The sequence below is a fragment of the Pseudomonas sp. GM_Psu_1 genome (genome assembly GCF_026544185.1).
Classification (GTDB): Bacteria; Pseudomonadota; Gammaproteobacteria; order Pseudomonadales; family Pseudomonadaceae; genus Chryseomonas; species Chryseomonas oryzihabitans.
Genome location: NZ_JALNUX010000007.1, coordinates 30110 through 55531, shown reverse-complemented (window position 1 = coordinate 55531; position 25422 = coordinate 30110). Strand labels below are relative to the sequence as shown.

The following is a 25422-nucleotide window of genomic DNA, read 5'->3' as shown; positions in this document are numbered from 1 at the left end:
TCCCATGATAGAAACCGATCGTCTCATCTCGGCCGGTGGCCGCGACCGCGAGGAAGTCCAGGATCGCGCCATTCGCCCGGTGCGGCTGGCGGACTACATCGGTCAGCCGGTGGTACGCGACCAGATGGGCCTGTTCATCCAGGCGGCCAAGGGCAGGGGCGAGGCCCTCGACCACACCCTGATCTTTGGCCCGCCCGGTCTGGGCAAGACCACCCTGGCCAACATCATCGCCCAGGAAATGCGGGTGTCCCTGAAGAGCACCTCCGGTCCGGTACTGGAGCGCCCGGGCGATCTCGCCGCGCTGTTGACCAATCTGGAAGCCGGCGATGTGCTCTTCATCGACGAGATCCATCGCCTCTCGCCCATCGTCGAGGAGGTCCTCTATCCGGCGATGGAGGACTACCAGCTCGACATCATGATCGGCGAAGGGCCGGCGGCGCGCTCCATCAAGCTGGATCTGCCGCCCTTCACCCTGGTCGGCGCGACCACCCGTGCCGGCATGCTGACCAATCCGCTGCGCGACCGCTTCGGGATCGTCCAGCGCCTGGAGTTCTACGGCACCGCGGACCTGGCCACCATCGTCACCCGCTCCGCCGGCATCCTCGGCCTCGCCATCGAAGCCGAGGGCGCGATGGAAATCGCCCGCCGCGCACGGGGCACGCCGCGGATCGCCAATCGCCTGCTGCGGCGGGTGCGCGACTTCGCCGAGGTGCGTGGGCAGGGCCATATCAGCCACGACATCGCCAGTCGCGCCCTCGACCTGCTGGACGTGGATGCCCAGGGCTTCGATCACCAGGATCGCCGGCTGCTGCTGACCATGATCGACAAGTTCGACGGCGGTCCGGTGGGTGTGGACAGCCTGGCGGCGGCCATCAGCGAAGAGCGTCACACCATCGAAGACGTGCTGGAACCCTATTTGATCCAGCAAGGCTATATCATGCGCACGCCGCGCGGGCGGGTGGTGACCCGGCATGCCTATCTGCACTTCGGACTCAACCTGCCGACGCGTCTGGCCCAGGGCGGTACGCCCGATCTGTTCGAGGTCAATGGTAACTAAATGCAGTTGCGAACATTTCTGATTGGCAACGGCGAGGCTAGGTTCTAGAGTATGCACGCGCAATCGCGGAGCCCGTCGCCGTCCGTCCTCAGGTGTCGTGTCTACTACGAAGATACCGATGCCGGCGGCATCGTCTATTACGTCAACTACCTCAAGTTCATGGAACGCGCCCGCACCGAGCGACTGCGCGCGCTGGGCTATGCCCAGTCCGAACTCGCCCGGGACGGTCTGCTCTTCGTCGTCCACAGCAGCGAAGCGCGCTACCATGCGCCCGCGCGGCTGGATGACGAGTTGCTGATCGGTGCCGAGGTGGTCGAAGCGAAGCGCGCCAGCCTAAGGTTTCACCAGGAGGTCCGGCGTGCTAAGGACGATGTCCTGCTCTGCGAAGGGTGGGTAACGGTCGCCTGCGTGCGTGCTGACAGCTTCAGGCCGAGGGCCATGCCCGAAGCCATGCGAACGGTTCTTGCCGGAAGTCCGGCGTCAATTCAATCAGGAGATTAAGCGTGCAACCCAACGTCGACCATACGTCCATGTGGAGCCTCATCGCCAACGCCAGTCTGGTGGTGCAACTGGTGATGCTCATCCTGGTCGCAGCCTCTGTCACGTCCTGGATCATGATCATCCAGCGTGGCAACGCCATGCGCGCCGCCAAGCGTTCCCTGGATGCCTTCGAAGAGAAATTCTGGTCGGGCATCGATCTGTCCAAGCTGTACCGCCAGGCTGGCAGCAACCCCGATCCGGATTCCGGCGTCGAGCAGATCTTCCGCGCCGGTTTCAAGGAATTCTCCCGTCTGCGTCAGCAGCCCGGCGTGGATCCCGATGCGGTCATGGAAGGTGTCTCCCGCGCCATGCGCGTGGCCATCTCCCGCGAGGAAGAAAAGCTCGAACAGGCCCTGCCGTTCCTGGCCACCGTCGGCTCCACCAGCCCCTACGTGGGTCTGTTCGGTACCGTCTGGGGCATCATGAACTCCTTCCGCGGCCTGTCCACCGCCCAGCAGGCGACCCTGGCCACCGTGGCACCCGGCATCGCCGAAGCCCTGATCGCTACCGCCATCGGTCTGTTCGCCGCCATTCCTGCCGTCGTGGCCTACAACCGTTTCGCCGCCCGCTCGGAAATGCTGATCAACCGCTACTACACCTTTGCGGATGAATTCCAGGCCATCCTGCACCGCAAAGTCCACACCAGCGACGAATAAAGAGGTATCCCATGGTCCCTCGCCGCCAGAAACGCAAGCCCGTCGCCGAGATGAACGTGGTGCCCTACATCGACGTGATGTTGGTGCTCCTCGTCATCTTCATGGTGACGGCGCCCATGCTCAACCAGGGCGTCAAGGTCGACCTGCCCAAGGTCGACAGCCAGGCCCTGCCGCAGGACAACGACAAGCAGATCCTCACCGTCTCGGTGAAAGCCGACGGTACCTACTACTGGAACGTCGGTTCCGAGGTGGATACCGATCAGAAGGCCAAGTCCTCCACCGCGGTGTCCCTGCCGCAACTGAGTCAGCAGGTCGGTGCCATCATGCGTCAGCGTGCGGACACCCAGGTGTTCATCCGCGGTGACAAGGCCGCCAACTATGGCGTCGTCGCCGGCGCCATGGGTGCCTTGCAACAGGCCGGCGTCCCCAACGTCGGGTTGATTACCGAGGCGCCTTGATGCGACACCGCGAGCGTTCGTCGTCCGAAAGTTATTTCTGGCCGGTCATCTGGGCAGTCGCCCTGCATGTGCTGATCTTCGGCCTGCTGTTTGTCAGCTTCGCCTTCACCCCTGAATTGCCCCAGTCGCGTCCGGTCGTCCAGGCGACCCTGGTCCAGCTCAAATCCAAGAGTTCGGCGCAGGTGCAGACCGAGCAGAAACTGGCGGGGGAGGCGAAGAAGACCGCGGCCAAGCAGTACGAGCAGGAACAACTGGAGCAGCGTCGTCAGCAACAGGAAGCCCAGCGCGAAGCGGCGGCGGCCAAGGCGGCTCAGCAACAGAAGGAAGCCCAGCAACAGGCCGCGGAACAAAAGAAAGCCGACGACGCTCGAAAGGCGCAGCAAGCGGAAGCGGCGGCCAAGGCCGCCGAAGCCAAGGCCGAGGCCGAGAAACAGTCCGAGGCCGCCAAGGCGGCTGCGGAAGCCAAGCAGGCCGCCGAGCAGAAGAAGCAGGCGGACATCGCCAAGAAGAAGGCTGACGAAGCAGCCAAGCAGAAAGCGGCTGAGGAAGCCGCGAAGAAGGCTGCGGCAGAGGCAGCCAAGCAGAAGTCGGCCGAAGAAGCCAAGCAGAAGGCTGCAGCCGAGGCGGCCAAGAAAGAGGCTGCTGCGGAGGCCGCCAAGAAGAAAGCGGCGGACGACGCCAAGAAGAAGGCTGCCCAGGCGGCTGCGCGCAAGGCAGCGGAAGACAAGAAGGCGCAGGCCCTCGCCGAGTTGTTGTCCGATGATACCCAGCGGCAGCAGGCACTGGCCGAAGAGCAGGGCGACGAGGTGGCATCGAGTTTCGATGACCTGATCGTGCGGCTGGTCAGCGAGCAGTGGACGCGTCCGCAGTCGGCGCGCAACGGCATGAGCGTCGAGGTGCAGATCAACATGCTGCCGGACGGCACCATCACCAGCGCGACGGTGACCCGCTCCAGTGGCAACAAGGAATTCGATAATTCAGCGGTATCGGCCGTGCGTAACGTCGGTCGTATCCGTGAGCTGCAGCAGCTGGATCGCAAGACCTTCGATCAGCTGTATCGTCAGCGCCGCATGATCTTCAAACCGGAGGACCTGAGTCTGTGAACACCCTGATCCGTTACATCCTGCTGGGCCTGGTCCTGGTGGTGGGCTCCGCCCAGGCGGCCGATCCGCTGGTGATTTCCAGCGGTAGTGATCGCGCCATCCCGATCGCCGTCGTGCCCTTCGGGTGGCAGGGTGGTCAGCCACTGCCGGAAGACCTGGCCAACATCGTCAGCGACGACCTGCGCAATTCCGGGGTGTTCTCGCCGATTCCGCGCCAGAACATGCTGAGCCAGCCGAGCCAGGCCAGCGAAGTCATCTTCCGTGACTGGAAGGCCCTGGGTGCCAACTACGTGCTGGTGGGCAACATCGTGCCCAATGGCGGTCGGCTGCAGATCAACTACGCCCTGTTCAACGTTTCCACCGAACAGCAGGTCCTGACCGGCAACGTCGGCGGCGGCACCGATCAGCTGCGCGACATGGCCCACTTCATCTCCGACCAGGCCTATGAAAAGCTGACCGGTGTGAAGGGTGCCTTCTCGACGCGCATCCTCTATGTGACCGCCGAGCGTTTCTCCGCCACCAACACCCGTTACACCCTGCAGCGCGCCGACTATGACGGTGCCCGTGCCGTTACCCTGCTGCAGTCGCGCGAGCCGATCCTGTCGCCGCGTTTCGCGCCGGATGGCAAGCGCATCGCCTATGTTTCCTTCGAGCAGCAGCGCCCGCGCATCTTCATGCAGTACATCGACACCGGTCGCCGCGAGCAGCTGACCAACTTCGAAGGCCTGAATGGCGCGCCGGCGTTTTCGCCCGACGGCAATCGCCTGGCCTTCGTGCTGTCCAAGGACGGCAACCCCGAGATCTACGTGATGGACCTCGGCTCGCGTGCCATTCGTCGTGTGACGAATGACTCGGCCATCGATACCGAGCCCTTCTGGGGCAAGGATGGCCAGACCATCTATTTCACCTCAGACCGTTCCGGCAAGCCGCAGATCTACAAGACCAACGCCAATGGCGGGGGTGCTGAGCGCGTGACTTTCGTCGGTAACTACAACGCCAACCCGAAACTTTCGGCGGATGAAAAGACGCTGGTCATGGTGCATCGCCAGGAAGGTTTCACCAACTTCCAGATCGCTGCGCAAGACCTCCAACGCGGCTCTGTGCGGGTACTTTCCAACACCAGCCTCAACGACTCGCCCACTGTTGCGCCCAATGGCACCATGCTAATCTACGCCACCCGCCAGCAGGACCGAGGCGTCCTGATGCTTGTCTCCATCAATGGTCGCGTCCGGATTCCGATTCCCACCGCCCAGGGTGACGTGCGCGAGCCTTCCTGGTCTCCTTACCTGAACTGACGGCTAATTAGAAAAGTCCTTAGTTACACCAACATTGCGGTTCTTTTAGGAGTTACATGATGGAAATGCTGAAATTCGGCAAGTTCGCTGCACTGGCTCTGGCCATGGCCGTGGCCGTGGGCTGTTCCTCCAAGGGCGGCGACGCCTCCGGTGAAGGCGCTGGTGCTGGCGCTGGCGCCGGTGCTGTCGACCCGAACGCTGGCTACGGCGCCAACTCGGGTGCCGTTGACGGCAGCATGGGCGACGAAGCCGCTCTGCGCGCCATCACCACCTTCTACTTCGAGTACGACAGCTCCGACCTGAAGCCGGAAGCCATGCGCGCTCTGGACGTTCACGCTCGTGACCTGAAGGCCAGCGGCCAGCGCGTCGTTCTGGAAGGCAACACCGACGAACGCGGTACCCGCGAGTACAACCTGGCTCTGGGCGAGCGTCGTGCCAAGGCCGTTCAGCGCTACCTGGTGCTGCAGGGCGTGTCCCCGGCTCAGCTGGAGCTGGTTTCCTACGGTAAAGAGCGTCCGGTTGCCGTCGGTCACGACGAAGCTTCCTGGGCTCAGAACCGTCGCGTCGAGCTGAAGAAGTAATAAACGATGTCCAAGCGCCTGCAGTTCTTGATCGCCCTGACCCTTGGTGTACCGGTTGTCGCCGGGGCTCAGGTTCCCGTACAGGATGGTAGTTATGGCGTTGCCCAGTCCGCTGGGCAAGGCTATGGCAACGCAGGCGCGGCCAGTGCCGGAAACGGGGCTCCCGTTTCCGGCATGGGTCAACTGTTCATGCAGTTGCAACAGATGCAGGACGATATCGCTCGCCTGCGTGGCCAGGTCGAGGTTCAGGAAAACGAGATCCGCCAGCTCAAGCAGGAAGGATTGGATCGTTACCAGGATCTGGATGGCCGTATTTCCCAGCTTTCTTCCGCGCCTGCCAATGCGGGCGCCGGAGCCGCTGCCGGTGCTGCCCAGGGTGGCGCCATCGCGGCCAACAATGCGCCGACGCCGCCTGCTTCCGCAGGGGCACCGGCCGCCAGCAGTGAACCGGGTGATCCGGCGAAGGAAAAGCTGTACTACGACGCTGCCTTCGATCTGATCAAGGCCAAGGACTTCGACAAGGCCAGCCAGGCGTTCAATGCCTTCCTGCGCAAGTATCCCAACAGCCAGTATGCGGGCAATGCCCAGTACTGGCTGGGTGAAGTGAATCTGGCCAAGGGCGATCTGCAGGCTGCTGGCCAGGCCTTCGCCAAGGTCAGTCAGGCCTATCCCACCAGCAACAAGGTGCCGGATTCGCTGTACAAACTGGGTGGCGTCGAGCAGAAGCTCGGCCGCACCGATCGGGCCAAGGGCATGTACCAGCAGGTCATCAGCCAGTATCCCGGAACCTCCGCTGCGCAACTGGCGCAGCGGGATCTGAAAAGCCTGCCCTAGCGCAGGCTTTTTTTTTCTATCTACCGCAACGGAGGCGGATGGCCTGTGTAGCCGTCACGCCCGTGGCTTCCATGCAAAAAGATACCCTACGTCTTACCGAGATTTTCTATTCGCTCCAGGGTGAAGCCCGCACCGCCGGTCTTCCTACCGTCTTCGTCCGGCTCACCGGCTGCCCGCTGCGTTGCCACTATTGCGACACGGCCTATGCCTTCACTGGCGGCGAGATCCATCACCTCGATGCCATCCTGGAGCAGGTCGCGAGCTACCGGCCGCGGCACATCTGCGTGACCGGCGGCGAGCCGCTGGCCCAGCCCAACTGCCTCAAGCTGCTCGAGCGGCTGTGCGACGCCGGCTACGAGGTGTCGCTGGAAACCAGTGGCGCCCTGGATGTCAGTGGCGTGGACGGGCGTGTCAGCAAGGTCGTCGACCTCAAGACGCCGGGCTCGGGGGAGGTGGGGCGCAACCTGTACGCCAACCTCGACCACCTGACGCCCAACGATCAGGTCAAGTTCGTCATCTGCTCCCGCGAGGACTATGACTGGGCCGTCTCCAAGCTGATCGAGTATCGCCTGGAGCAACGGGCGGGCGAGGTGCTGTTCTCGCCCAGCCATGGCCAGGTGGTGCCGCGTGAGCTGGCGGAGTGGATCGTGGCGGACAACCTGCCGGTGCGCTTCCAGCTGCAGCTGCACAAGATTCTCTGGAACGACGAACCGGGACACTGAGCATGAGTCAGCCTAAAGCGGTCATCCTTCTTTCCGGCGGCCTGGATTCCGCCACCATCGTCGCCATGGCCAAGGCCCAGGGCTTCGCCTGCTACACCATGAGCTTCGACTACGGCCAGCGCCATCGCGCCGAGTTGCAAGCCGCCGAACGCGTGGCGCGCCAGCTGGGCGTCGTCGAGCACAAGGTGATCGGCCTGGATCTCAATGGCATCGGTGGCTCGGCGCTCACCGACCCGGACATCGCCGTCCCGGAGACCCCGGGCGAGGGCATCCCGGTCACCTACGTGCCGGCACGCAATACCGTGTTCCTGTCCCTGGCCCTGGGCTGGGCCGAGGTGCTCGGTGCCCGTCATCTCTTCATCGGGGTGAATGCGGTGGACTACTCCGGCTATCCGGATTGCCGGCCGGAGTTCGTCGAAGCCTTCGAGCGCCTGGCCAATCTCGCCACCAAGGCCGGTGTGGAAGGGGATACCTTCAAGATCGAAGCCCCGTTGCAGTTCCTTTCCAAGGCGCAGATCGTCCAGGCTGGCAGCCAGCTGGGCGTCGACTATGCCCTGACCGTCTCCTGCTACCAGGCCGACGATGAAGGCCAGGCCTGCGGTCGCTGCGACAGCTGCCGCCTGCGCGCCGAAGGCTTCAAGGCGGCGGGAATTTCCGACCCTACGCGCTACCAGTAAAAAATTTCATCTAGGGTGTTGATTCTCCTGAGAAAATCGCTAGAATGGCGCCCACTAACGGGTCGTTAGCTCAGTCGGTAGAGCAGTTGGCTTTTAACCAATTGGTCGTAGGTTCGAATCCCACACGACCCACCATCTTCACCAGAAACCCTCCGCAAGGAGGGTTTTTGCGTTTCAGGCCTATGTCCAAGAAAACTAAAAGGCTCTCTCAGGGTGCTAGGAGTCCTTGCCCTGAGGTGTAATCGTCCAGTCAGGCGTGCCGCCGGCCTTGGGTTGTACGCTAGAAGGCCAGGCCTGCTGCCAACGCTGAAACGTATCCCGCACTAGACCCTCAGAGGGTGCCCCCCTCGCCTGGGGTGGAACGGCTACCGGTACGGTAGTCGCCGAAAAGGTGCCCGGCGCCTGAGGGACGGTTGGAGATTGCCGGACAGGCAGCGTCACCTCGGGCGTCTGAACCGGCGCGGATGTCAGCGCCACGCCGGTGGGCACGGATTCGACTGCCACAGGGGAGAGGTGTTCGGTAGGGGAAGCGTCATGCGCCCTGGCGTGGCGAACGGTTGGCTTCATATCGGCAAAAAAAAGCCCCCGCGCAGGGCGGGGGCAGATTCAGTATGAAGCCTTCAGATAAGCCAACCTGAAAGATGAGCTGGAGCACTCTCTCAAGCTGACTGCACCGCCAGTTGGCGGTTCAGGCCAGGCAGCCAAGGCGTGCGCACCGTCACTGTTGGATCATGGTGGCAGCCCGCTGCGTCGCTTCGGACGTGCGCGTCGCCAGCTTGCGAACTTCGTCGGCTACCACCGCAAAGCCTCGTCCGGCCTCGCCGGCTCGTGCCGCTTCGATCGCGGCATTGAGCGCCAGCAGGTTGGTCTGGGCGGCGATGCCCTGGATCGAACTGACGATATCGGTGACGTTCTTCAGGTTTTCTTCCATCTCGCGATGCTGGGCCTGCTGAGAATCGCGAAGGGCATTCTGCTCATGGGTGGCATGGATATCGGTCAGGGCACCCACCACCCGCAGGGGCGTTCCGTCATGGGCGCGTCGGGTCTGACCCCGCGCCCGGAACCAGCGGTAGCTGCCATCCTTCAATTTCAGGCGGTAGGTGATATCGAAGCCCGTCTTGCCACTGCGGTCGTTGAGGTGGGCACCAAAGGCCTCGATGCTGCGTTGCTTGTCCTCGGGATGCAGGCGGGACGCCCAGCTGTCGAGAACATCGGGAAATTCTTCGACCGTCTCGAATCCCAGCAGGCGGCGGAACTGGGGCGACCACCAGAAGGGATTCTGCGGATTGACCGGATCGCCCGCTATCACCTCCATGTCCCAGAGACCATCGTTGAGCATTTCGCGGGCAAGCTCGAAACGCGTCAGGGTCACCTCGAGTTCAGCATCGCGCTGGCGCTGATCATGGATGTCCCTGAGGGAGCCCGCCACACGCAGCGGCGTACCCTTGGCGTCGCGGAGGGTCTCGCCGCTCGCACGAAACCAGCGATATTCGCCGCTCTTGGTCGCTACCCGGTATTCGATGTCATAGGGGGTGTTGCCGCTGCGATCATTCAGGTGCCGGGCGAATGCGTCCAGAGTCGGTTTGCTGTCCTCCGGGTGTAGCCGATTGGCCCAGCTTCCGAGCTCGTTCGGGAAGTCCTGCTCGTTGCGAAAGCCCAGCAGGGCACGAAACTGATCCGACCACCAGAACGCATTACGCGGGTTGACCGGATCTCCGGCGACCACTTCCATATCCCACAGGCCTTCACTGGTAGCACGATTGACCAGGTCGAAGCGGGTTGCCAAACGGTCAGCCGCGGCTTCGCGCTCGGCGAGGCGAGCGGTCAGCTGTTCGATCTCGCTTTGCATCTCGTGCAACTGGGCGTCGAGTGTTCCCTGGCGAGCCAGCAGTACCTTCAGACCTTCAGCTACCCTGCGCACCGGGGCTGGCCCGGTGAGCGAATCGAGCCTGGCTGCGGCCTCGGGACGCTCGACAGCGGAAGCGATTACGTCGAGACCACGCATGATGGACAGATGCTGAAGGATGGACATAGGGCGGTTCCAGGTAGGTGGTATGGCCGGACATGTGATGTCTGTTTGATATCAAATGTCGGCACGAGCGCAATTATCTTTAACGCGATATTAAAGCTGGGTTGCAGATCGAACGTGCGGTCAATGTGTGGCGACGGCGCAGAGACTCGCGGAGGCCCATCGGTAAAACACAGACGATAGGGCGGTTTCAAACGGCCCAGCGAGTCCATTACTGAATGGGCCAGCTGCACCCGGCCCTGAACCATCCGCTGCTTGTACTACAGCATTCGCCACAGCTGCGGATCGATGCTGAGCTTCATCAACGGGATCTTGACCGCCGGCGGTGCTGCGTAACGTGGTCGGGCGGCCCACAGCCGTTAGCGGGAAGACGCGAAAGGCCGCGTTGAGGTGAGGGCAGCGCGCAGCCTCCATCTGCCTGACGATGGCCAGCAGATGGATATGGAGGAGGGCGAACGGGTGCTGCTCGAGATGCCATTGATCTGTCGACGCGGCGGCATCGCTTATGCAGTCTTCACGCCGGTGTAATTGGACACAAGGAGGGTCCAAACAGCGCAACCACGGCCCCATTGGGACCCCTCTCTCTCCGAAAGCCGACCTTAACGGAGCGATGAGTGGTCGTCCGCCAGGTCGTCTTTGAAACCAGAGCGAGAGGGGATATTGGCTTATCTCAAGGTGAAGCTAATGTCACTGAAACAAGGGTGATCAGAGGTTCATGGCCGTTACCCAAGCGCTGGTGCCAGCTCTTCAGCATTTCTGAACAACCAGGGCTGACGGGCACGGTGCTTGACCTCGAACGCTCGGATCGCATCGGCTTCCAGCAAGGTCAGGCCGATATCATCCAGTCCTTCGACCAGGCAGTGTTTGCGGAAGCCGTCGATCTCGAAGCTCAGAATCTTGCCATCGGGGCGGGTCACGGTCTGGGCCTGCAGGTCGATGTGCAGCCGATAGCCCGGATTGGCTTCAACCTGCTTGAAAAGCTCGTCCACTTCGCTATCGCTCAAAACGATCGGCAGCAGGCCGTTCTTGAAGCTGTTGTTGAAGAAGATATCGGCGAAACTCGGCGCGATGATGCTGCGGAAACCGTATTCCTCCAATGCCCAGGGCGCATGCTCGCGACTGGAGCCACAGCCGAAGTTCTCCCGGGCGAGCAAGACGCTGCTGCCCTGATAACGCTCGGCGTTAAGGACGAAATCCCGGTTCAGTGGCCGCTTGGAATTGTCCTGGTACGGCTGTCCCTCATCCAGGTAGCGCCATTCATCAAACAGATTGGGGCCGAAACCCGTCCGGTAAATCGACTTCAGGAATTGCTTGGGAATGATCTGGTCGGTATCGACGTTGGCGCGGTCCAGAGGGGCGACGAGTCCTGTGTGCTGGGTAAAGGCTTTCATGCTTGTCTCCTTCAGATCAGATCGCGGACGTCGACGAAACGACCGTTCACCGCCGCGGCGGCGGCCATGGCCGGGCTGACCAGGTGGGTACGACCACCGGCTCCCTGACGCCCGGCGAAATTGCGGTTGGAGGTGGAGGCGCAATGCTCGCCGGACTCCAGGCGGTCCGGGTTCATTGCCAGGCACATCGAGCAACCTGGCTCGCGCCACTCGAAACCGGCTTCGAGGAAAATCTTGTCCAGGCCCTCCGCTTCGGCCTGGGCTTTCACCAGACCCGAGCCCGGCACGACCAGGGCCTGCTTGATGGTCGAAGCCACCTTGCGGCCCTTGGCGATCACGGCCGCAGCACGCAGGTCTTCGATCCGCGAATTGGTGCATGAGCCAATGAACACGCGATCGAGCTGGATGTTGGTGATGGCCTGGTTAGGGGTCAGGCCCATGTACTTCAAGGCACGGACGATGGAATCGCGCTTGATCGGGTCCAGCTCCTGGGCAGGATCGGGAACGCTCTGGTCCACGGCCAGGACCATTTCCGGCGAAGTGCCCCAGCTGACTTGTGGCTTGATCTGCGCGGCGTCGAGCTCGACGACCTTGTCGAAATGGGCGCCGGTGTCAGACACCATATCTTTCCAGGCTTCGACGGCCATCTCCCACTCCACGCCTTTCGGGGCGAACGGGCGACCCTCGACGTAGGCGATGGTCTTTTCGTCCGTCGCTACCAGGCCGACGCGGGCGCCGGCCTCGATGGCCATGTTGCAGATGGTCATGCGGCCTTCCATGGACAGGTCCCGGATGGCGCTGCCCGCGAACTCGATGGCGTGGCCGTTACCCCCGGCGGTACCGATCTTGCCGATTACCGCGAGGATGATGTCCTTGGCGGTGACGCCGAACGGCAATTGGCCATCGACGGAAACCAGCATGTTCTTCATCTTCTTGGCGACCAGGCACTGGGTCGCCAGCACATGCTCGACCTCGGAGGTACCGATACCGTGTGCCAGCGCAGCGAAGGCGCCGTGGGTGGCGGTGTGGGAATCGCCGCAGACCACGGTCATGCCCGGCAGGGTGGCGCCCTGTTCCGGTGCGATGACATGGACGATACCGTGGCGAACGTCGTTCATCTTGAATTCGGTGATGCCGTACTGATCGCAGTTGTCGTCGAGGGTCTGCACTTGCAGACGCGAAACCGGATCGGTAATGGCGGCGATGCCGCCCTTGCGCTCCGGCGTAGTCGGCACGTTGTGATCCGGGGTCGCAATGTTGGTATCGACTCGCCATGGCGTGCGGCCACTCAGACGCAGGCCTTCGAAGGCTTGCGGGGAAGTCACTTCGTGAATGATGTGACGGTCGATGTAGAGCAGCGCCGAGCCATCGTCGCGCTGTTTCACCAGGTGCGAATCCCAGAGTTTGTCGTAAAGCGTTTTGCTAACCATCGCAATATCCTGCTTTGAGTTTTTGTCTGCCAGGAAACTGGCTCTTAGATCGAGTCGAGCAACGAGTGCGTGTTTTTCATCTACAGGTACTGAACAAAACTGAATCTTTATCAGTGTTTGAGCGCCCGACTTGTAACATCGGGCAGTTGCACGAGAGTCTCGCTCGGTGACGTGGCCGATTTGGCGGTCTCGGATCGTGCAGCATCACGGGGTTCTTCCAGGTCTTCGCCATCAAGGGCTCTATTCATCTTGGCGGTGTCCAAGGCGCCTACCCATTTGGCGATGGCCATGGTTCCTACTCCATTGCCGATCGTGTTGGTGATCCCCCGCGCCTCGGACATGAAACGATCCACGCCCAGCAGCAGCACCATGCCGGCCACCGGGATGGTGTCGAGCGAGGCCAGGGTCGCGGTGAGGATGATGAAGCCTGCGCCGGCCACGCCCGCAGAGCCCTTGGAGGTAAACATCAGAACGGTCAGCACGATCAGCTGATCGGTCAGTGTCAGAGGCGTATTGGTCGCCTGGGCGATAAAGATGGCGGCAATGGTGTAATAGATGGCCTGTCCATCTGGATTGAAGGTCAAGCCCGATGGGATGACGAGTCCTGCCACCGGCTTGGATACACCCGCTCTTTCCATCTTCGAGATCATTTGCGGCAACACCGATTCGGAGGAGCAGGTCCCCAGCACGGTGAACAGTTCTTCCTTGATGTACCTCAGGAACTTCCAGAGGCTGAAGCCGCTGTAGCGGCAGATCGGCCCCAGCACGAAGATCACGAAGAGGGCGCAGGTGAGATAGACGCAGGCCACCAGCTTGCCCAGCGAAAACAGCGAGCCGAATCCGTATTTGCCGATGGTGAAGGCGATCGCGCCGAAGGCACCGATAGGCGCCAGGCGCATCACCATGCTGACGATCCGAAACATGCCTTGCGTCAGGCTGTCGAGCGTGTCCACGAAGAGCTTCGCCCGGTGCCCGGCATTGGCCAGGGCTACCCCCAGCAAGACGGAAAAGAGGAGGATCTGCAGCACGTTGCCTTTCGCGAAGGCATCGACGATCGTGTGGGGAATGATGCCCATCAAGAAGTCCATGGCCGACGTATGCTTGGCCGCCGTGGCATAGCCGCTGAGACTTGAGGTATCCAGGGTCGAGACGTCGACATTCATTCCACTGCCGGGGCTCAATACATTGGCCACCACCAGACCGACGACAAGCGCCAGGGTGGAAACCACTTCGAAATAGATCAGGGCGCGAAAACCGACCCGCCCCAGTTCTTTCATGTTTTCCATGCCCGCGATACCGGTCACGACCGTGAGGAAGATGACCGGCGCCAAGAGCATCTTGATGAGCTTGATGAAGGCGTCACCCAGAGGTTTCAGCGCGGCGCCCGTTTCGGGAAACAGTACACCGACAAGGGAGCCGGCTATTACGGCGAGCAATACCTGTACATATAGCTTTCCGAGCGCTTTTTTCATTATGGAATCCTGCATTGTTATTTTTGTCAGGAGACATCGCGAGAACAGTTTTCTGTCCGGCTGCGGGATGTCTGAATCATCACTTGAGGCAATCAAGCCGATCAGCGATCAATCATCTTCAGTAATGCGTTCGTCTAATGCGAGTTGGGCTTTCAGGCTTCTTACGGACGAGCGGAATGGCTGCAGCTATCTCCTCGGTTGATATCAAGGGTTTGGATATAACCTGGTTATAACAGGCACATTTCGACGCTGACTTTCTTCGCCGGAATAGGCGGGCCTATGATCCGGTGGCCTGGTTCTTAGTTCGCTACGCACGCCTGAAAGCTGCTTCGGTCGTAATTGTCCCGATAACAGGATCTGGCTCGCCAGCAGGCTCGTGACCTGGCTGGCCGCAGGCTGTTCAGCAGAAGGTGATAGGAGTATATATAGTGATCGCTACAGTGTGAGTGCTTAGAAATTACTACTTAATTAACTCTGGGTTAACAATGAGTCAGACCCTCGATCTCGCCTTCTTCCATCTGCTCGCGGAGAAGGGCAGCCTGGCGGCGACAGCCCGTGATCTGGGCGTAACGCCGCCGGCGGTGAGCAAACGTCTGAGCGCGCTGGAGGCACGCCTGGGCATTCGCCTGGTCAACCGCACCACCCGCTCCATGAGCCTGACCGCCGAAGGTGAGATGTATTTCAGCCACGCCGAACGCATCCTCACTCAGATCAATGAGGTGGAGCAGCTGGTCAGCAGTTGTCGCGCCACACCCAAGGGCCTGATACGCGTCAATGCGACCCTGGGTTTTGGCCGGCGCTATATCGGCCCGGCCCTAGCGGCCTTTCATACCCGTTATCCGGAAGTGAAGGTGCAACTCGAGCTCAGCGATCACCCTCTGGATCTTGCGACCCATGGTTTCGATCTGGCCATCCGCATCGGCAACCTCCCGGATGCGGCTTTCCACGCACGCAAGATAGCCGCCAATCGCCGACTGCTATGCGCCTCTTCCCTGTATCTGGAAAAGCATGGCACCCCGACCCGACTCGCGGACCTGCAGAACCATAGCTGTATCTTTCTACGCCAGAATGAGGCGACCTACGGCGTCTGGAACTTCAATCATGGCGGGCGAACCCAGAATGTTAAGGTCCATGGCGTACTGAGCTGTAACGACGGCGAGGTGGCCCTGAATTGGGCGCTGGAAGGGTATGGGATTCTGCAGCGTTCCGAATGGGATCTGGCCCGCTATGTACGCAGCGGTCGCCTCAAAGTCGTGTTGGAAGACTACACCGAGCAGGCGGATATCTATGCGGTGTATCCGCAACAACTGCATCTGTCGGCTCGAGTGCGCAGCCTGATTGATTTCCTGGTCGAGCGTTTCTCCAACATCAACGCCATGGGTGAAGATTCAGGCCATCCCGAAGACTGACTACATCCTGCTGAACTCCGGCCAGGTGGCGAAGGATGGCCGCCTTCGCCGAAGCAGGGATTTCCAAGTGGTCAGCGCCAGGGCGCCGAATCTCAAACTGGCTGCCGCAGATCTCCCGAAGGATCTCGTCGCGCCCGCTCCAAGCCCGACGGCGAACAATAGGGTGGCATTGCCGCGGGTATTGCCCAGGTCATTACTCGATGCCCGAGAAGGTAGCGGTAGCGGAGACACTGACTACTGCGCTGCGCTACCGCCACGCTGGCAACGCCCAGCCGCCTTGCTGCTGGGCAGGGATGGGCTGAGGCTGGCCTGTCTCAGACGTCAACGATCCCCAGGACCTTGGCGGTCTCGGCGCGACTCTGCCGGCAGGCCGCCGCATCGGTCTTCAGATCGAGGCCGTAGGTGGGCAGGATGAGTCGCAGCGCCGGCAGCCAGGCGTCTTCGGTGAGGCGCTCCGGGAAGCAGGTTTCCAGCACCTCCAGGGCGATGGCCGCCGCCGTCGAGGCACCGGGCGAGGCGCCCAGCAGCGCGGCGATGGACCGATCCGCAGCGCTCACCAGCTCGGTGCCGAATTCCAGCTCACCCTTCTTGCTCAGCAGGCCGTGCTGGCCGGTGGGCTTGATGGTCTGCACCCGCTGCCCGGCCACGGCTTCCTGCCAGTCGCGCTTCAGCGCCAGGGGGAAGAATTGCTGCAGCATGGCGAACTGCTGGTTGGCGCTCTGGAAGATCTGCCCGATCAGGTACTCGGTCAGGTCCATATTGTCCTTGGCCACGTTCAGCAGCGGCAGGATGTTGTCGTGGCGCAGCGAGGTGAAGAGATCGGTCAGGGCGCCGTGCTTGAGGAAGCGCGTGGAAAAGCCCGCATAGGGTCCGAACAGGAGCGAGCGCTGGCCACCGACGATGCGGGTATCCAGGTGCGGTACCGACATCGGCGGCGAACCCGAGGGTGCCTTGCCATAGACCTTGGCCTGGTGCCGTTCGGCCAGCGCCGGGACATCGCAGCGCAGCCAGATGCCGGAGATGGGAAAGCCGCCAAAGCCATGGCCTTCGGGGATGCCGGACTTCTGCAACAGCGGCAGCGAACCGCCACCGGCGCCGATGAAGACGAACCGGGCGGTGACCTCCGTCCGGCCGCCGTGCTCGACGTCCTCCACCGTTACCCGCCAGCGACCGCCGTCGGTACGGGCCAGGTCGACCACCCGCTGGTGGTAGTGCACGGCGAAGCCCGATTGCTGGCTGAGCTGGCGCACCAGCAGGTGGGTGAGGGCACCGTAATCGACATCGGTCCCGGTGACCATGCGGGTCGCGGCCACCGGATCGTCGGCGCTGCGCCCTTCCATGATCAGCGGTGCCCACTGGGCGATCTGCGCGCGGTCTTCGCTGTATTCCATGCCCTGATAGCAGTGGTGGGCGCTCATGGTGCGGTAGCGCTCACGCAGGAAGGCGACGTTGTCCGCACCCCAGACGAAACTCAGGTGCGGGCAGGCGTGGATGAAGGCCTGCGGATCGGGGATGGCGCCCTTGCGGACCAGGTGGGCCCACAGCTGGCGCGAGACATCGAACTGGGTGTTCACCTTGAGCGCCTTGGCGATGTCGACGCTGCCGTCGTCCCGTTGCGGGGTGTAGTTCAGCTCGCAATTGGCGGCATGGCCGGTGCCGGCGTTGTTCCAGCCCTGGGAGCTCTCCTGGGCGCAATCGTGCAGGCTCTCGAACAGGGTGACGCTGAGGGTGGGGTCCAGCTCCTTGAGCAGGATGCCCAGGGTGGCGCTCATGATGCCGGCGCCGATCAGCACGACGTCGGGTGAATCCGTGGAAGACAGGGACATGATCGGTTGCTCCAGGTCAGGCGGCGGTATGGGGGACGAAGCGCAGGTCGGCGCCGGGTTCGTAGATGACATAGGCACGACGCCAGGGCTCGTCGCCGAGCAGCTTCCAGCGGTGCCCGGAGCCGGTGTCGTCCTGGGCCAGCAACACGTCGCCGGGCCGCAGCACGAAGGTCTGGCCTGACTTCACCTCGAATTCCAGGGTGCCGGTGAGGGTGATGACGAATTGGGGCTGCGGGTCCTGGTGCCAGGCGAAGGAGCCCCCCGCGGTGGTTTCCTGAAAGGACAGTTCGGTGACCGCGATCGGCAGGCCCGACGCCTTGCCGTGCAGGCCTTCGCCCAATTCCAGATGGCCTTCCTCGAACAGCGAATCACCCTCGCTGCCGGTCCAGAGCCGTACACATCGAATAGCCATTTCCGTCTCCTAAAGCCTGGGTGAGTGATCGGAGTGGGCGGATTTGCCGGATGACACAGGGCATCCGCCAGGCCCTGAATGCGGGTGCGCCGCCTGCTACAGATGGGCGGCCAGCACGATGCCCAACGCTATGCCCGGGATGGCCAGCAGGGTGCTGAACAACACGCTGCGCGCCGCGTCCTCGCTGTAGACGCCATGGGCCATGGCCAGGGTAGGCGCTGCCGTGGCGGCAGGCAGCACGCCGAGCAGGAACACCTGCTGGAGCAGCTCGCCCTGCAGGCCGACGGCTAGGCCCACAGCGAGCATCACCAGCGGTTGCAGCAGATTCTTCAGCCCCAGGTTGAGGACGATGTCGCGATCAAGGCTCGGCCGGATGCCGGACAGGATCAGGCCCAGGGTGAACAGGGCAACGCCGCCGGCTGCCCGGCCGATCTCGTCCGTCGCCGACACCAGCAGCTGCGGCAGCCGGATACCCAGCAGCGCGCAGGCGAGGCCCAGCAGGGGCAGCAGTACCAGGGGCTGACGCAGGGCCTTGCCGAGCGCCTGGCGCGCGCCGCCGCCGCTCAACAGCACCAGCGACAGCGGGAGCACCAGCAGGGTGTAGATCAGGTTGCCGACGATCACCGCCAGCACGGCGGAGGGACCGACGGCAGCGATCAGGACTGGCGGCCCGCAGTAGGCCATGTTGGGAAAGGACACCGTGATGGCGCGCATGGTCGCTTCGCGCCAGGTGTGCCCACCTCGGTAGCGACCGAGCAGCAGGCCCAGCAGCCAGATCCCGATCAAGCCGGACGCCAGGGTTGCCACATAGGGCAGGTTGAGAATCTGCTCGGGACGGGTTTTGGCGGCGGCGAGCAGCAGCGCAATAGGCAGGGCGAAGGTGACCACGAAGGTGGCGAGGGGCTTGCTCGCCGTCTTTTGCAGGATGCCCCAGCGGCCGGCGCACCAGCCCAGGGCCGTGACGAAGATGATGGGGGCGAGTGCCTGAGAAATGGTTTCGATCATGGCCGCTGCCTCGCCGTCACAGAGACAGGAAGCGCATTGCCAAAGTGCCTTGGATCAGCGAATGAACGGCTTGACATCCGAAACTCCCAATTCCGCGTAAGGCTGTCGGTAGTGGAGGAGGGCAAGGTGGTGTAGGCACGCAGGTAAGCGATACAACAGGATCCGCTGCGTTTGAAAGGCTCTACAAAGACCCTCTGCCTTTTCTATGATGGCAAAGGGACACATTCGTTTACAGAGATGAATGACCGTTCGTCGAAATTAGACCTTGGTCTAATTTCAATATCAGGCAGATAGATATTCCACCGTACGACGGCCTGGCCGGGAGGAGTTAGGACGTTATGCAGGCCGTCTAGATGGCCCCGAGGTCCTTGACGCTGCGTTCCGCAGGGCTAGAGGTCCAGAAGTCAGGTTGGCGCGCTCCGCCGATTACGGCGACGCCGTCCTCTCACTCGAACGACGTCATCGTTACTCCGTCCTAGCGCTCGCTCGGTACCGCTCGGAGCCCGTCGAGTATCACCCGGATCGGGTCGTACTCGACGGGTCGCAACCCTGCGTCAGCCTGCCGGCCGGTTGCCGACAAGACCCGGGAGGGGAGGTGGTATCTGGAGGGTCGGCGACATCTACACGCGGAATCGCCGAATCTGCCCATTCAGCTCAACCGCCAGTTCAGACAGCTGCTGGCTGGCGGCGCGGGTCTGTTCCGCGCCGGTCGCCGTCTGGACCGACAGATCGCGGATCCGTACCAGATTGCGGTCGACCTCACGGGCCACCTGCGCCTGTTCCTCCGCGGCACTGGCGATCACCAGATTTCGCTCATCGATACCCGACACCGACTGGGCGATGGTCTCCAGGGCGCCACTGGCGGCCTGCGCCTGTTCGCGGGTCTGGCGCGCCTGGTCGGCACTGGTCAGCAAGGCATTCACGGTCTGGCCGGTACCGTGCTGGATGCTGCCGATCATCTTCTCGATTTCGCGCGTGCTGTCCCCAGTACGCTGGGCCAGGCCCCGGACCTCGTCCGCCACCACCGCGAAGCCGCGACCGGCATCGCCTGCCCGCGCGGCCTCGATGGCCGCATTGAGCGCCAGCAGGTTGGTCTGCTCGGCCACCGAGCGGATGACGTCGAGGACCTGGCTGATATTGCGGGTCTGTTCGGCCAGCTCGCGAGCGCGATCGCTGGCGCTCATCACGTTGTCGGTCAGGGTCTCGATCGCAACCAGGGTATTGCCCAGCTGCTGCTGGCCGTCACGCGCGCTGGCCGCGGCCTGGCGCGAATCGGTGGAGGTGGAGGTGGCGTTGCCGGCCACTTCCTCGACCGCCTGGCTCATCTCGGTCACCGCGGTGGCGGCCATCTCGATCTCGCTGTTCTGCTGCTGCAGGCGGTTGGCGCTCTCCTGCATGACGGCGGTCATTTCCTCGGCGGCGGAGGCCAGCTGGGTGGCCGACTGGCCGAGATGGCTAAGGGTATCGCGCAGATTGGTCTGCATCTGCTGCATGGCCTGCAGCAGTTGGGCAGCCTCATCGTGACCACGGGCGTCCAGGGTCTGGGTCAGGTCGCCGCTGGCAATGACCCTGGCCGCGGCCACCGCGGTGGCTATGGGGTAGGTCAGGCTGACCGTCATGCGCCAGGCCAGCAGGAGGGTCAGGCCCAGCGCGAGGCCGATGGACAGCCAGGTGATCGTCTTGGAGTGGCTATAGGTGATGCCCGCGTCCTCGGTGGCTGCCTTGACGTCCTCCTGGTTCACCTTGCGCAGGGCCTCGGTGCTCTCGTTCATCTTGGTGCCCAGTTGGGCCATGGCCGCCTGCACCAGGGCCCGGCCTTCTTCCACCTTGCCGGCGGCGACCAGATCGGCCAATTTGTTGACATTGTTGAGGTAGTCCCGGTGGACCTGGCGCAGGGTCTCGAAGGCCTGGCGCTCACGGTCGGAGCTGACCATGCCGGCATAGCGGCCGAAGGCGTCGGCGACCTCGCCACTGATGCTCTCGATCTTCTTGCGCGTGTTGGCGACGGTAGCGGCATCAGGTATGGCCAGCAGGCGCAGCACCTCGATGCGGGTCCGGGCCAGTTGCAGGGCCAGGTTATCGGCTTCCACGATCCCCGGGATGCTGCTCGTTTCGATCACCAGACTCTGGTCCCTGATCTGCGACATCTGGGTGATGCCGAAAATACCCAGCCCGGCTACCAGCAAGGCGAGGAGGCCGAAGCACAGCAGGCTGCGGGTGGCGATGTTGAACGCGCGAAGGGTCATATCCATGTACCGGTTGAGGAGTGTGAGAAAGGTAACGGCAAGGGTTGCGGTAACTTGAGAAAAAAGCTGTCTAGAACGCGTGTTTCAGCCGATTTTCGCTGTGAGGGCTTGAATCCGGGCAGTCGGTACGGGCTTCCGCCGGAAGAGCGACAGTCGTCTGCGGGATGAGTGACCCTGACCGTCACTCCAGGGGGTTGGGACGGCGCCCGAAAGGACAGACGCTCGAGGCAGCCCAGGAAAGGCCGGGGCTAGGCCGCGGACCGCGGCTGTTGTTAGCCTGTGCTTTCTGTGGCTATGGCCGTGAGCGCGAAGACGATGACAGACCGCCAGTTGATCATCCCTGACAGCATGAGCCTGCTCGTGGAGCGTGCGGGTTATGTCCCCGCCGTGAAGGTCGGCAAGACGCTCTATTGCGCAGGGCAGGTGGGCCGCACGCCGGACCTGGAGGTGATCGAGGACCCCGAGCAGCAATTCCGGGCAGCCTGGGAAAATCTTCGCACTGTCCTGGCCGCGGGTGGCTGCACCTTCCAGGACGTGGTCGAGCTGACGACGTTCCACGTCGACCTGCCCAGGCACATGCCAGTGTTCAGGCGCGTGAAGGATGCGCTTTTTCCCAGGGGGACGTGCGCCTGGACCTGCATCGGCGTCGCCGAACTGGCCCATGCCGGACTCCTCGCGGAGATCAAGTGCATCGCCGTGCAGCGATAGACCTGGCCGGCTGCGGCAGATGGGGCTGGCATTCGGGGTGATCTGTGCCTTACCGCCTCCACTTCACACGTCACGGCAGGTGCGGTTTCCACAAGCGAATTTGCTGCGTTCAACTGCCTCGAGAGCACCGGTCTGCTCGCGCGAGCGATCCTTCCTGCCTAGCGATCGACAGCGCCGGCAGAATATCGGCCGTAGCATTCACCGCGCGGCCCACGAGCGCGATTCTTCAACCGATTCAGGAAGCACTGAGATGCGGGCAGATGGCAGTGAAACGTCAACGAATTACCTCTTGCTGGGCTATGTCGATGCCGAGCTGTTGGCCCTGTACCAGGCCGGGATAGTGCCCACCCTCGAACTGGCGCGCACCCAGGCGGCGTTGACCGCCAAGGGTCAGGGCGAGGGGACAGCGGTAGCTCTATACGTCCAGCAGGACGCTGCGCCCGAACCCGGGTACAAGCCGGGCCCGAGCGAGTCCGCTCGGCCGAATGAAGCGGGAGAACCTCAGCCCAATCCTTCGCTGGAAACCCTGGCCCACCATTTCGCCGAGGACCGCGCTGAAGTCCGAGAATTGCCGTCCCTTGGCGGCGCTGAACCACAGCTGGAGCTGCCTGACGACGGGGAAGACTACTCGGCACAGGAGCGGCTCGACGCCATTCACCTGGCGCTGGCCGCGCTCGAGGCCGAAGAAGAAATCAGCGTTCCGCTGCTCAAGCAGGTACCGGCGAAGTCAGCACCCTGAGGTCCTCCTGAGGCGGGTTGTCGGTCTGTCGAAAGGCGCTCAGGCAGATTCGTACCCAGGCCGCCTCTGACTTGCCGGAACCAGGGCCGTTGGGCACTCATTGCGCACCCAGGGCTTGCTGCAGGAAAAGAGGTGGTGGCAATTAGCCATGCACGCGATTAAGGTTAACAACCCTAACCTCAGTCTGTGTCATTCTAAGCGCCTTCTCCGCCGTTTCTTGCACTATGACCGCCTCACGAAGACCTCCTCGCGGTGCAGGCCGCACGGCCAAGCCCGATTCCCTCCGCGCTGCTCATGAGCAGATCACCCGCAACAGCGGCACCCTCGCCGATATCGCCAACCTGATCGAGATGGAAGGCAAGGCCAGGCCCGGGCGTGAGCAGCCTGCGCCCGCCACGCGCTCCCGTTCCGACGCCGGCAACCCGGCAGCGGCGTCCAAGGCCAAGGCGGCCGGGCAGACCGACCCTGACCACTTTCTGGTGCAGCCCGTGTTCGGGATACCGTTGGTGGCGCTGCTGGTCTGCGCCCTGATCCTGGGCGCCGCCGTGGGGGTGCCGCTCGGCGTGGTCACCTACGGGACCGCGCTCTACACGGCGGTCCTGGATAGCCTGGCGATCTTCTAAACGGGCCGGTGGCCGCTCTGCAGGCTGCCGTCATGGGCGGCCAGCGGCCGGGCCTCAGGCTTCCAGGGACGCCATCAGCTGCAATTGCTGACCGCTCGGCGCGGCCGCCGGCCTGCCCAGCAGATAGCCCTGGGCTAGCCGGACCCCCAGCTGCTGCAGCAGCGCCAGTTGTTCCGGGGTTTCCACGCCTTCGCAGAGCACCTCCAGCTTCATGGCCTTGCCCAGCAGCAACAGGGAGCTCAGCACCTCGCCGCGCTGTTCCTCATCCTGGATCGCCAGGATCCGCCGATCGATCTTGATCAACTGGAAGGGCAGTTCGAGGATGGGGCCCAGGCCGGCGAAGCCGCTGCCGAAGTCGTCCAGGGCCATGCGGATGCCCAGCAGCTGGAGGAGGGCGAAGGACTGGCGGGTCCGGTTATCTATGACCAGTTCCACCCCTTCGGTGACTTCCAGCACCAGACGATTCGGCGCCAGGCGCGAGAGTCTGAGGGCCGCGGACACCCGCTCGTGCAGCATGGGATCGGCGAATTGCAGCGGCGAGAGATTGATGGAGACGCTCAGGTGCGGGGGCCACTGACTGGCCGCGAGACAGGCCTCCTTCACCACCCATTCGCCCAGGGCGATGATGAAGTTGCCCTGTTCGGCCAGCGGGATGAACACCTCGGGCGAGACCAGGCCCAGGGTTGGGTGCTGCCAGCGCAGCAACGCCTCGTAACCCGTCACCTGCCTGGGCTCGACGCGGTAGATGGGCTGGTAGTGCAGCAGGAATTCGTTGCCCACCAGCCCCTTGCGGACATCTTCCGGCGTGAGCAGCTCGGCATGGTCCAGGGGCGCGCCGAGGATGGCATCGATGCCGCCCTCGAAGACCCGGTCACGACCATCGCGCTTGGCGCGGTAGAGGGCGCGATCCGCACAGTCGAGCAGGTCCTCCGCGGTGTTCAGGCCGGCAAGACCGCTGCGGGCGATGCCGATGCTGACGGTGACCTGGGTCTTGTCATCCTGGCGGCCCTGGTGCGGGATCCGCAGGTCGCGAACGCGCTGCAGGATGGTCTTGGCGACGTCCAGCGCGGCGGCCGGACCGATCCGCTCCAGCAGCACGACGAACTCCTCGCCGCCATAGCGACCGACCCTGTCACCCGGGCCCAACCCGACCGCCAGGGCCTTGGCCACGGTGCGCAGGCAATCATCCCCGGCAAGGTGGCCGTAGTAGTCGTTGTAGCGCTTGAAGTGATCCACGTCGATCAGCAGCACGGCCCCCTGTTCGCCGGCCAGGCGCCGCTGCCAGAAGGCCTCCAGCAGCAGATGGAGCTGACGCCGATTGGCGAGGCCGGTGAGGGAATCCGTTTCCGAGAGGATCTGCAGATCCTGGTTGGCCGAATTGAGTGACGCCAGGCGGACTTCTTCACGCAGCTTGTAGAGATAGGAGCGGCGCCCTTCGACGTTCAGCCAGTAGCTGGCCAACAGGGAAAAGAAGGCCATGACGATGGCGTTGGTCATCATCAGCCCACCCACGATCGGTGACACCGGCGCTTCATGGACGGCAAGGGCGATCACCGACAGGGCGAAGCCATTGAACAGCAGGGCCGGCAGCAGCGGACTCTTCATGCAGGTGTTGACGAAGGCCAGCATCAGCGGCCAGGTAAAGATGAACAGCGTCTGGTTCATCTCCCTGCCCGAGGGACCGTTGATCACCAGGTTGTAGACCACCAGCAGGCCGACGTAGAACGGCAGCGAGGCCAGGGTTTCGCGCCAGCGCGTAGGTACCCCGCGCAGCAGCACCACGACCAACAGCGCGAAGGGGGTGGCGATCCCCAGCATCTGGGCGGCCGCCCAGGGCAGGGCGTCTTGCAGCAGGAGCCACCACCAGATCAGAAAGCTGTTGTAGCTCAGGGTGCCGATGAGCAGGCAGCGCGTGAGGTGACGCGTGCGCTGCTTGTGGATGTCCAGCTGAAACAGGCGCTCCAGCACCGGGGTGAAGGCAAAGGGCCCGACCGGTTGGGCAAGCGTTTGATCGACGAGCCGACCCAGCTCTGGGGAGGTTTTCATGGCAAGCCCGGGCTGACAGGGTGGATAGCGACGTCCGCGGATAGACGTGTAATGTCAATATGATGGCATTCTGTGACCGCCTTCTCGTTTGGAGATTCGTCCCAGATGACCAGTGGTTGAGTTGGAGAACCTGACGGTCCGAGCCCCTGCCACAGGCCGCTGT

The 25422-nt window shown here is 63.0% G+C and carries 23 protein-coding genes and 1 tRNA gene; 15 read left to right on the top strand and 9 right to left on the bottom strand.

What is annotated here, in order from left to right; translation table 11 throughout:
* The first annotated feature begins 4 nt into the window (after positions 1–4).
* From ruvB to OXS31_RS13915, 11 genes are all read left to right on the top strand, one after another.
* Positions 5–1057 (top strand): Holliday junction branch migration DNA helicase RuvB, encoded by a 1053-nt coding sequence (gene ruvB, locus OXS31_RS13965; protein WP_007160334.1) that lies wholly within the window; start codon positions 5–7, stop codon positions 1055–1057.
* 51 nt (positions 1058–1108) lie between these two features.
* Positions 1109–1558 carry a tol-pal system-associated acyl-CoA thioesterase gene (gene ybgC / locus OXS31_RS13960; RefSeq protein ID WP_027601708.1) on the top strand — a complete coding sequence of 150 codons (450 nt, stop codon included), beginning with the start codon at positions 1109–1111 and terminating at the stop codon, positions 1556–1558.
* A gap of 2 nt (positions 1559–1560) precedes the next feature.
* Positions 1561–2253, top strand: a complete 693-nt coding sequence (tolQ, locus tag OXS31_RS13955; RefSeq protein ID WP_007160332.1) for a protein TolQ — start codon at positions 1561–1563, stop codon at positions 2251–2253.
* Between the two features lie 11 nt (positions 2254–2264).
* Positions 2265–2711 (top strand): protein TolR, encoded by a 447-nt coding sequence (gene tolR, locus OXS31_RS13950; RefSeq protein WP_007160331.1) that lies wholly within the window; start codon positions 2265–2267, stop codon positions 2709–2711.
* The gene (gene tolA / locus OXS31_RS13945) at positions 2708–3814 is read left to right on the top strand and encodes a cell envelope integrity protein TolA (RefSeq protein ID WP_027597945.1); all 1107 of its coding nucleotides are present in this window, start codon (positions 2708–2710) and stop codon (positions 3812–3814) included. The genes tolR and tolA overlap by 4 nt, the downstream gene beginning before the upstream one ends.
* The gene (gene tolB, locus OXS31_RS13940; protein WP_027597944.1) at positions 3811–5109 is read left to right on the top strand and encodes a Tol-Pal system beta propeller repeat protein TolB; all 1299 of its coding nucleotides are present in this window, start codon (positions 3811–3813) and stop codon (positions 5107–5109) included. The genes tolA and tolB overlap by 4 nt, the downstream gene beginning before the upstream one ends.
* Positions 5110–5168: 59 nt before the next feature.
* Positions 5169–5690 (top strand): peptidoglycan-associated lipoprotein Pal, encoded by a 522-nt coding sequence (gene pal / locus OXS31_RS13935; protein ID WP_007160328.1) that lies wholly within the window; start codon positions 5169–5171, stop codon positions 5688–5690.
* Positions 5691–5696: 6 nt separating this feature from the next.
* Entirely contained in the window at positions 5697–6524 is an 828-nt protein-coding gene (gene ybgF / locus OXS31_RS13930; RefSeq protein ID WP_042133036.1) for a tol-pal system protein YbgF, read from the top strand.
* 71 nt (positions 6525–6595) lie between these two features.
* A complete protein-coding gene (gene queE, locus OXS31_RS13925) occupies positions 6596–7246 on the top strand; it encodes a 7-carboxy-7-deazaguanine synthase QueE (RefSeq protein WP_145248312.1) in 651 nt (216 codons plus the stop codon).
* A 2-nt stretch (positions 7247–7248) separates the two neighbouring features.
* The gene (gene queC, locus OXS31_RS13920) at positions 7249–7923 is read left to right on the top strand and encodes a 7-cyano-7-deazaguanine synthase QueC (protein WP_042133038.1); all 675 of its coding nucleotides are present in this window, start codon (positions 7249–7251) and stop codon (positions 7921–7923) included.
* A gap of 59 nt (positions 7924–7982) precedes the next feature.
* Positions 7983–8058, top strand: a tRNA-Lys gene (locus OXS31_RS13915).
* 583 nt (positions 8059–8641) lie between these two features.
* On the opposite strand, the gene OXS31_RS23390 is transcribed toward OXS31_RS13915, so the two are convergent.
* The 4 genes from OXS31_RS23390 to OXS31_RS13890 all read right to left on the bottom strand — a co-directional run bounded on the left by OXS31_RS23390 (position 8642) and on the right by OXS31_RS13890 (position 14245).
* The gene (locus OXS31_RS23390; RefSeq protein ID WP_276591398.1) at positions 8642–9955 is read right to left on the bottom strand and encodes a PAS domain-containing protein; all 1314 of its coding nucleotides are present in this window, start codon (positions 9953–9955) and stop codon (positions 8642–8644) included.
* A 719-nt stretch (positions 9956–10674) separates the two neighbouring features.
* The gene (leuD, locus tag OXS31_RS13900) at positions 10675–11343 is read right to left on the bottom strand and encodes a 3-isopropylmalate dehydratase small subunit (RefSeq protein ID WP_267399655.1); all 669 of its coding nucleotides are present in this window, start codon (positions 11341–11343) and stop codon (positions 10675–10677) included.
* Positions 11344–11354: 11 nt separating this feature from the next.
* Positions 11355–12773, bottom strand: a complete 1419-nt coding sequence (gene leuC, locus OXS31_RS13895) for a 3-isopropylmalate dehydratase large subunit (RefSeq protein ID WP_169853535.1) — start codon at positions 12771–12773, stop codon at positions 11355–11357.
* A gap of 110 nt (positions 12774–12883) precedes the next feature.
* A complete protein-coding gene (locus OXS31_RS13890) occupies positions 12884–14245 on the bottom strand; it encodes a dicarboxylate/amino acid:cation symporter (protein WP_267399654.1) in 1362 nt (453 codons plus the stop codon).
* 485 nt (positions 14246–14730) lie between these two features.
* Between OXS31_RS13890 and OXS31_RS13885 the strand changes: the two genes are divergently transcribed.
* Positions 14731–15654: a LysR family transcriptional regulator gene (locus OXS31_RS13885; protein ID WP_027599942.1), complete on the top strand. Its 924-nt coding sequence runs from the start codon at positions 14731–14733 to the stop codon at positions 15652–15654.
* A gap of 314 nt (positions 15655–15968) precedes the next feature.
* On the opposite strand, the gene mqo is transcribed toward OXS31_RS13885, so the two are convergent.
* From mqo to OXS31_RS13865, 4 genes are all read right to left on the bottom strand, one after another.
* Positions 15969–17480, bottom strand: coding sequence for a malate dehydrogenase (quinone) (gene mqo, locus OXS31_RS13880; protein WP_267399653.1), 1512 nt, complete (start codon positions 17478–17480; stop codon positions 15969–15971).
* 16 nt (positions 17481–17496) lie between these two features.
* A complete protein-coding gene (locus tag OXS31_RS13875) occupies positions 17497–17892 on the bottom strand; it encodes a cupin domain-containing protein (protein ID WP_044340800.1) in 396 nt (131 codons plus the stop codon).
* A 96-nt stretch (positions 17893–17988) separates the two neighbouring features.
* A complete protein-coding gene (locus tag OXS31_RS13870) occupies positions 17989–18897 on the bottom strand; it encodes an AEC family transporter (RefSeq protein WP_267399648.1) in 909 nt (302 codons plus the stop codon).
* Between the two features lie 620 nt (positions 18898–19517).
* Positions 19518–21143 carry a methyl-accepting chemotaxis protein gene (locus tag OXS31_RS13865; RefSeq protein WP_267399646.1) on the bottom strand — a complete coding sequence of 542 codons (1626 nt, stop codon included), beginning with the start codon at positions 21141–21143 and terminating at the stop codon, positions 19518–19520.
* Positions 21144–21458: 315 nt separating this feature from the next.
* Here OXS31_RS13865 and OXS31_RS13860 point away from each other — a divergent pair, with 315 nt between their 5' ends.
* The 3 genes from OXS31_RS13860 to OXS31_RS13850 all read left to right on the top strand — a co-directional run bounded on the left by OXS31_RS13860 (position 21459) and on the right by OXS31_RS13850 (position 23213).
* Positions 21459–21851, top strand: a complete 393-nt coding sequence (locus OXS31_RS13860) for a RidA family protein (RefSeq protein ID WP_042133280.1) — start codon at positions 21459–21461, stop codon at positions 21849–21851.
* Between the two features lie 250 nt (positions 21852–22101).
* Positions 22102–22590 (top strand): hypothetical protein, encoded by a 489-nt coding sequence (locus tag OXS31_RS13855; RefSeq protein WP_267399644.1) that lies wholly within the window; start codon positions 22102–22104, stop codon positions 22588–22590.
* Between the two features lie 224 nt (positions 22591–22814).
* Positions 22815–23213 (top strand): hypothetical protein, encoded by a 399-nt coding sequence (locus OXS31_RS13850; RefSeq protein WP_027599935.1) that lies wholly within the window; start codon positions 22815–22817, stop codon positions 23211–23213.
* 54 nt (positions 23214–23267) lie between these two features.
* Here OXS31_RS13850 and OXS31_RS13845 read toward each other — a convergent pair whose 3' ends face one another.
* On the bottom strand, positions 23268–25259 hold the full coding sequence (locus OXS31_RS13845) for a GGDEF domain-containing phosphodiesterase (protein ID WP_267399639.1): 1992 nt from the start codon (positions 25257–25259) through the stop codon (positions 23268–23270).
* Positions 25260–25422 lie beyond the last annotated feature (163 nt).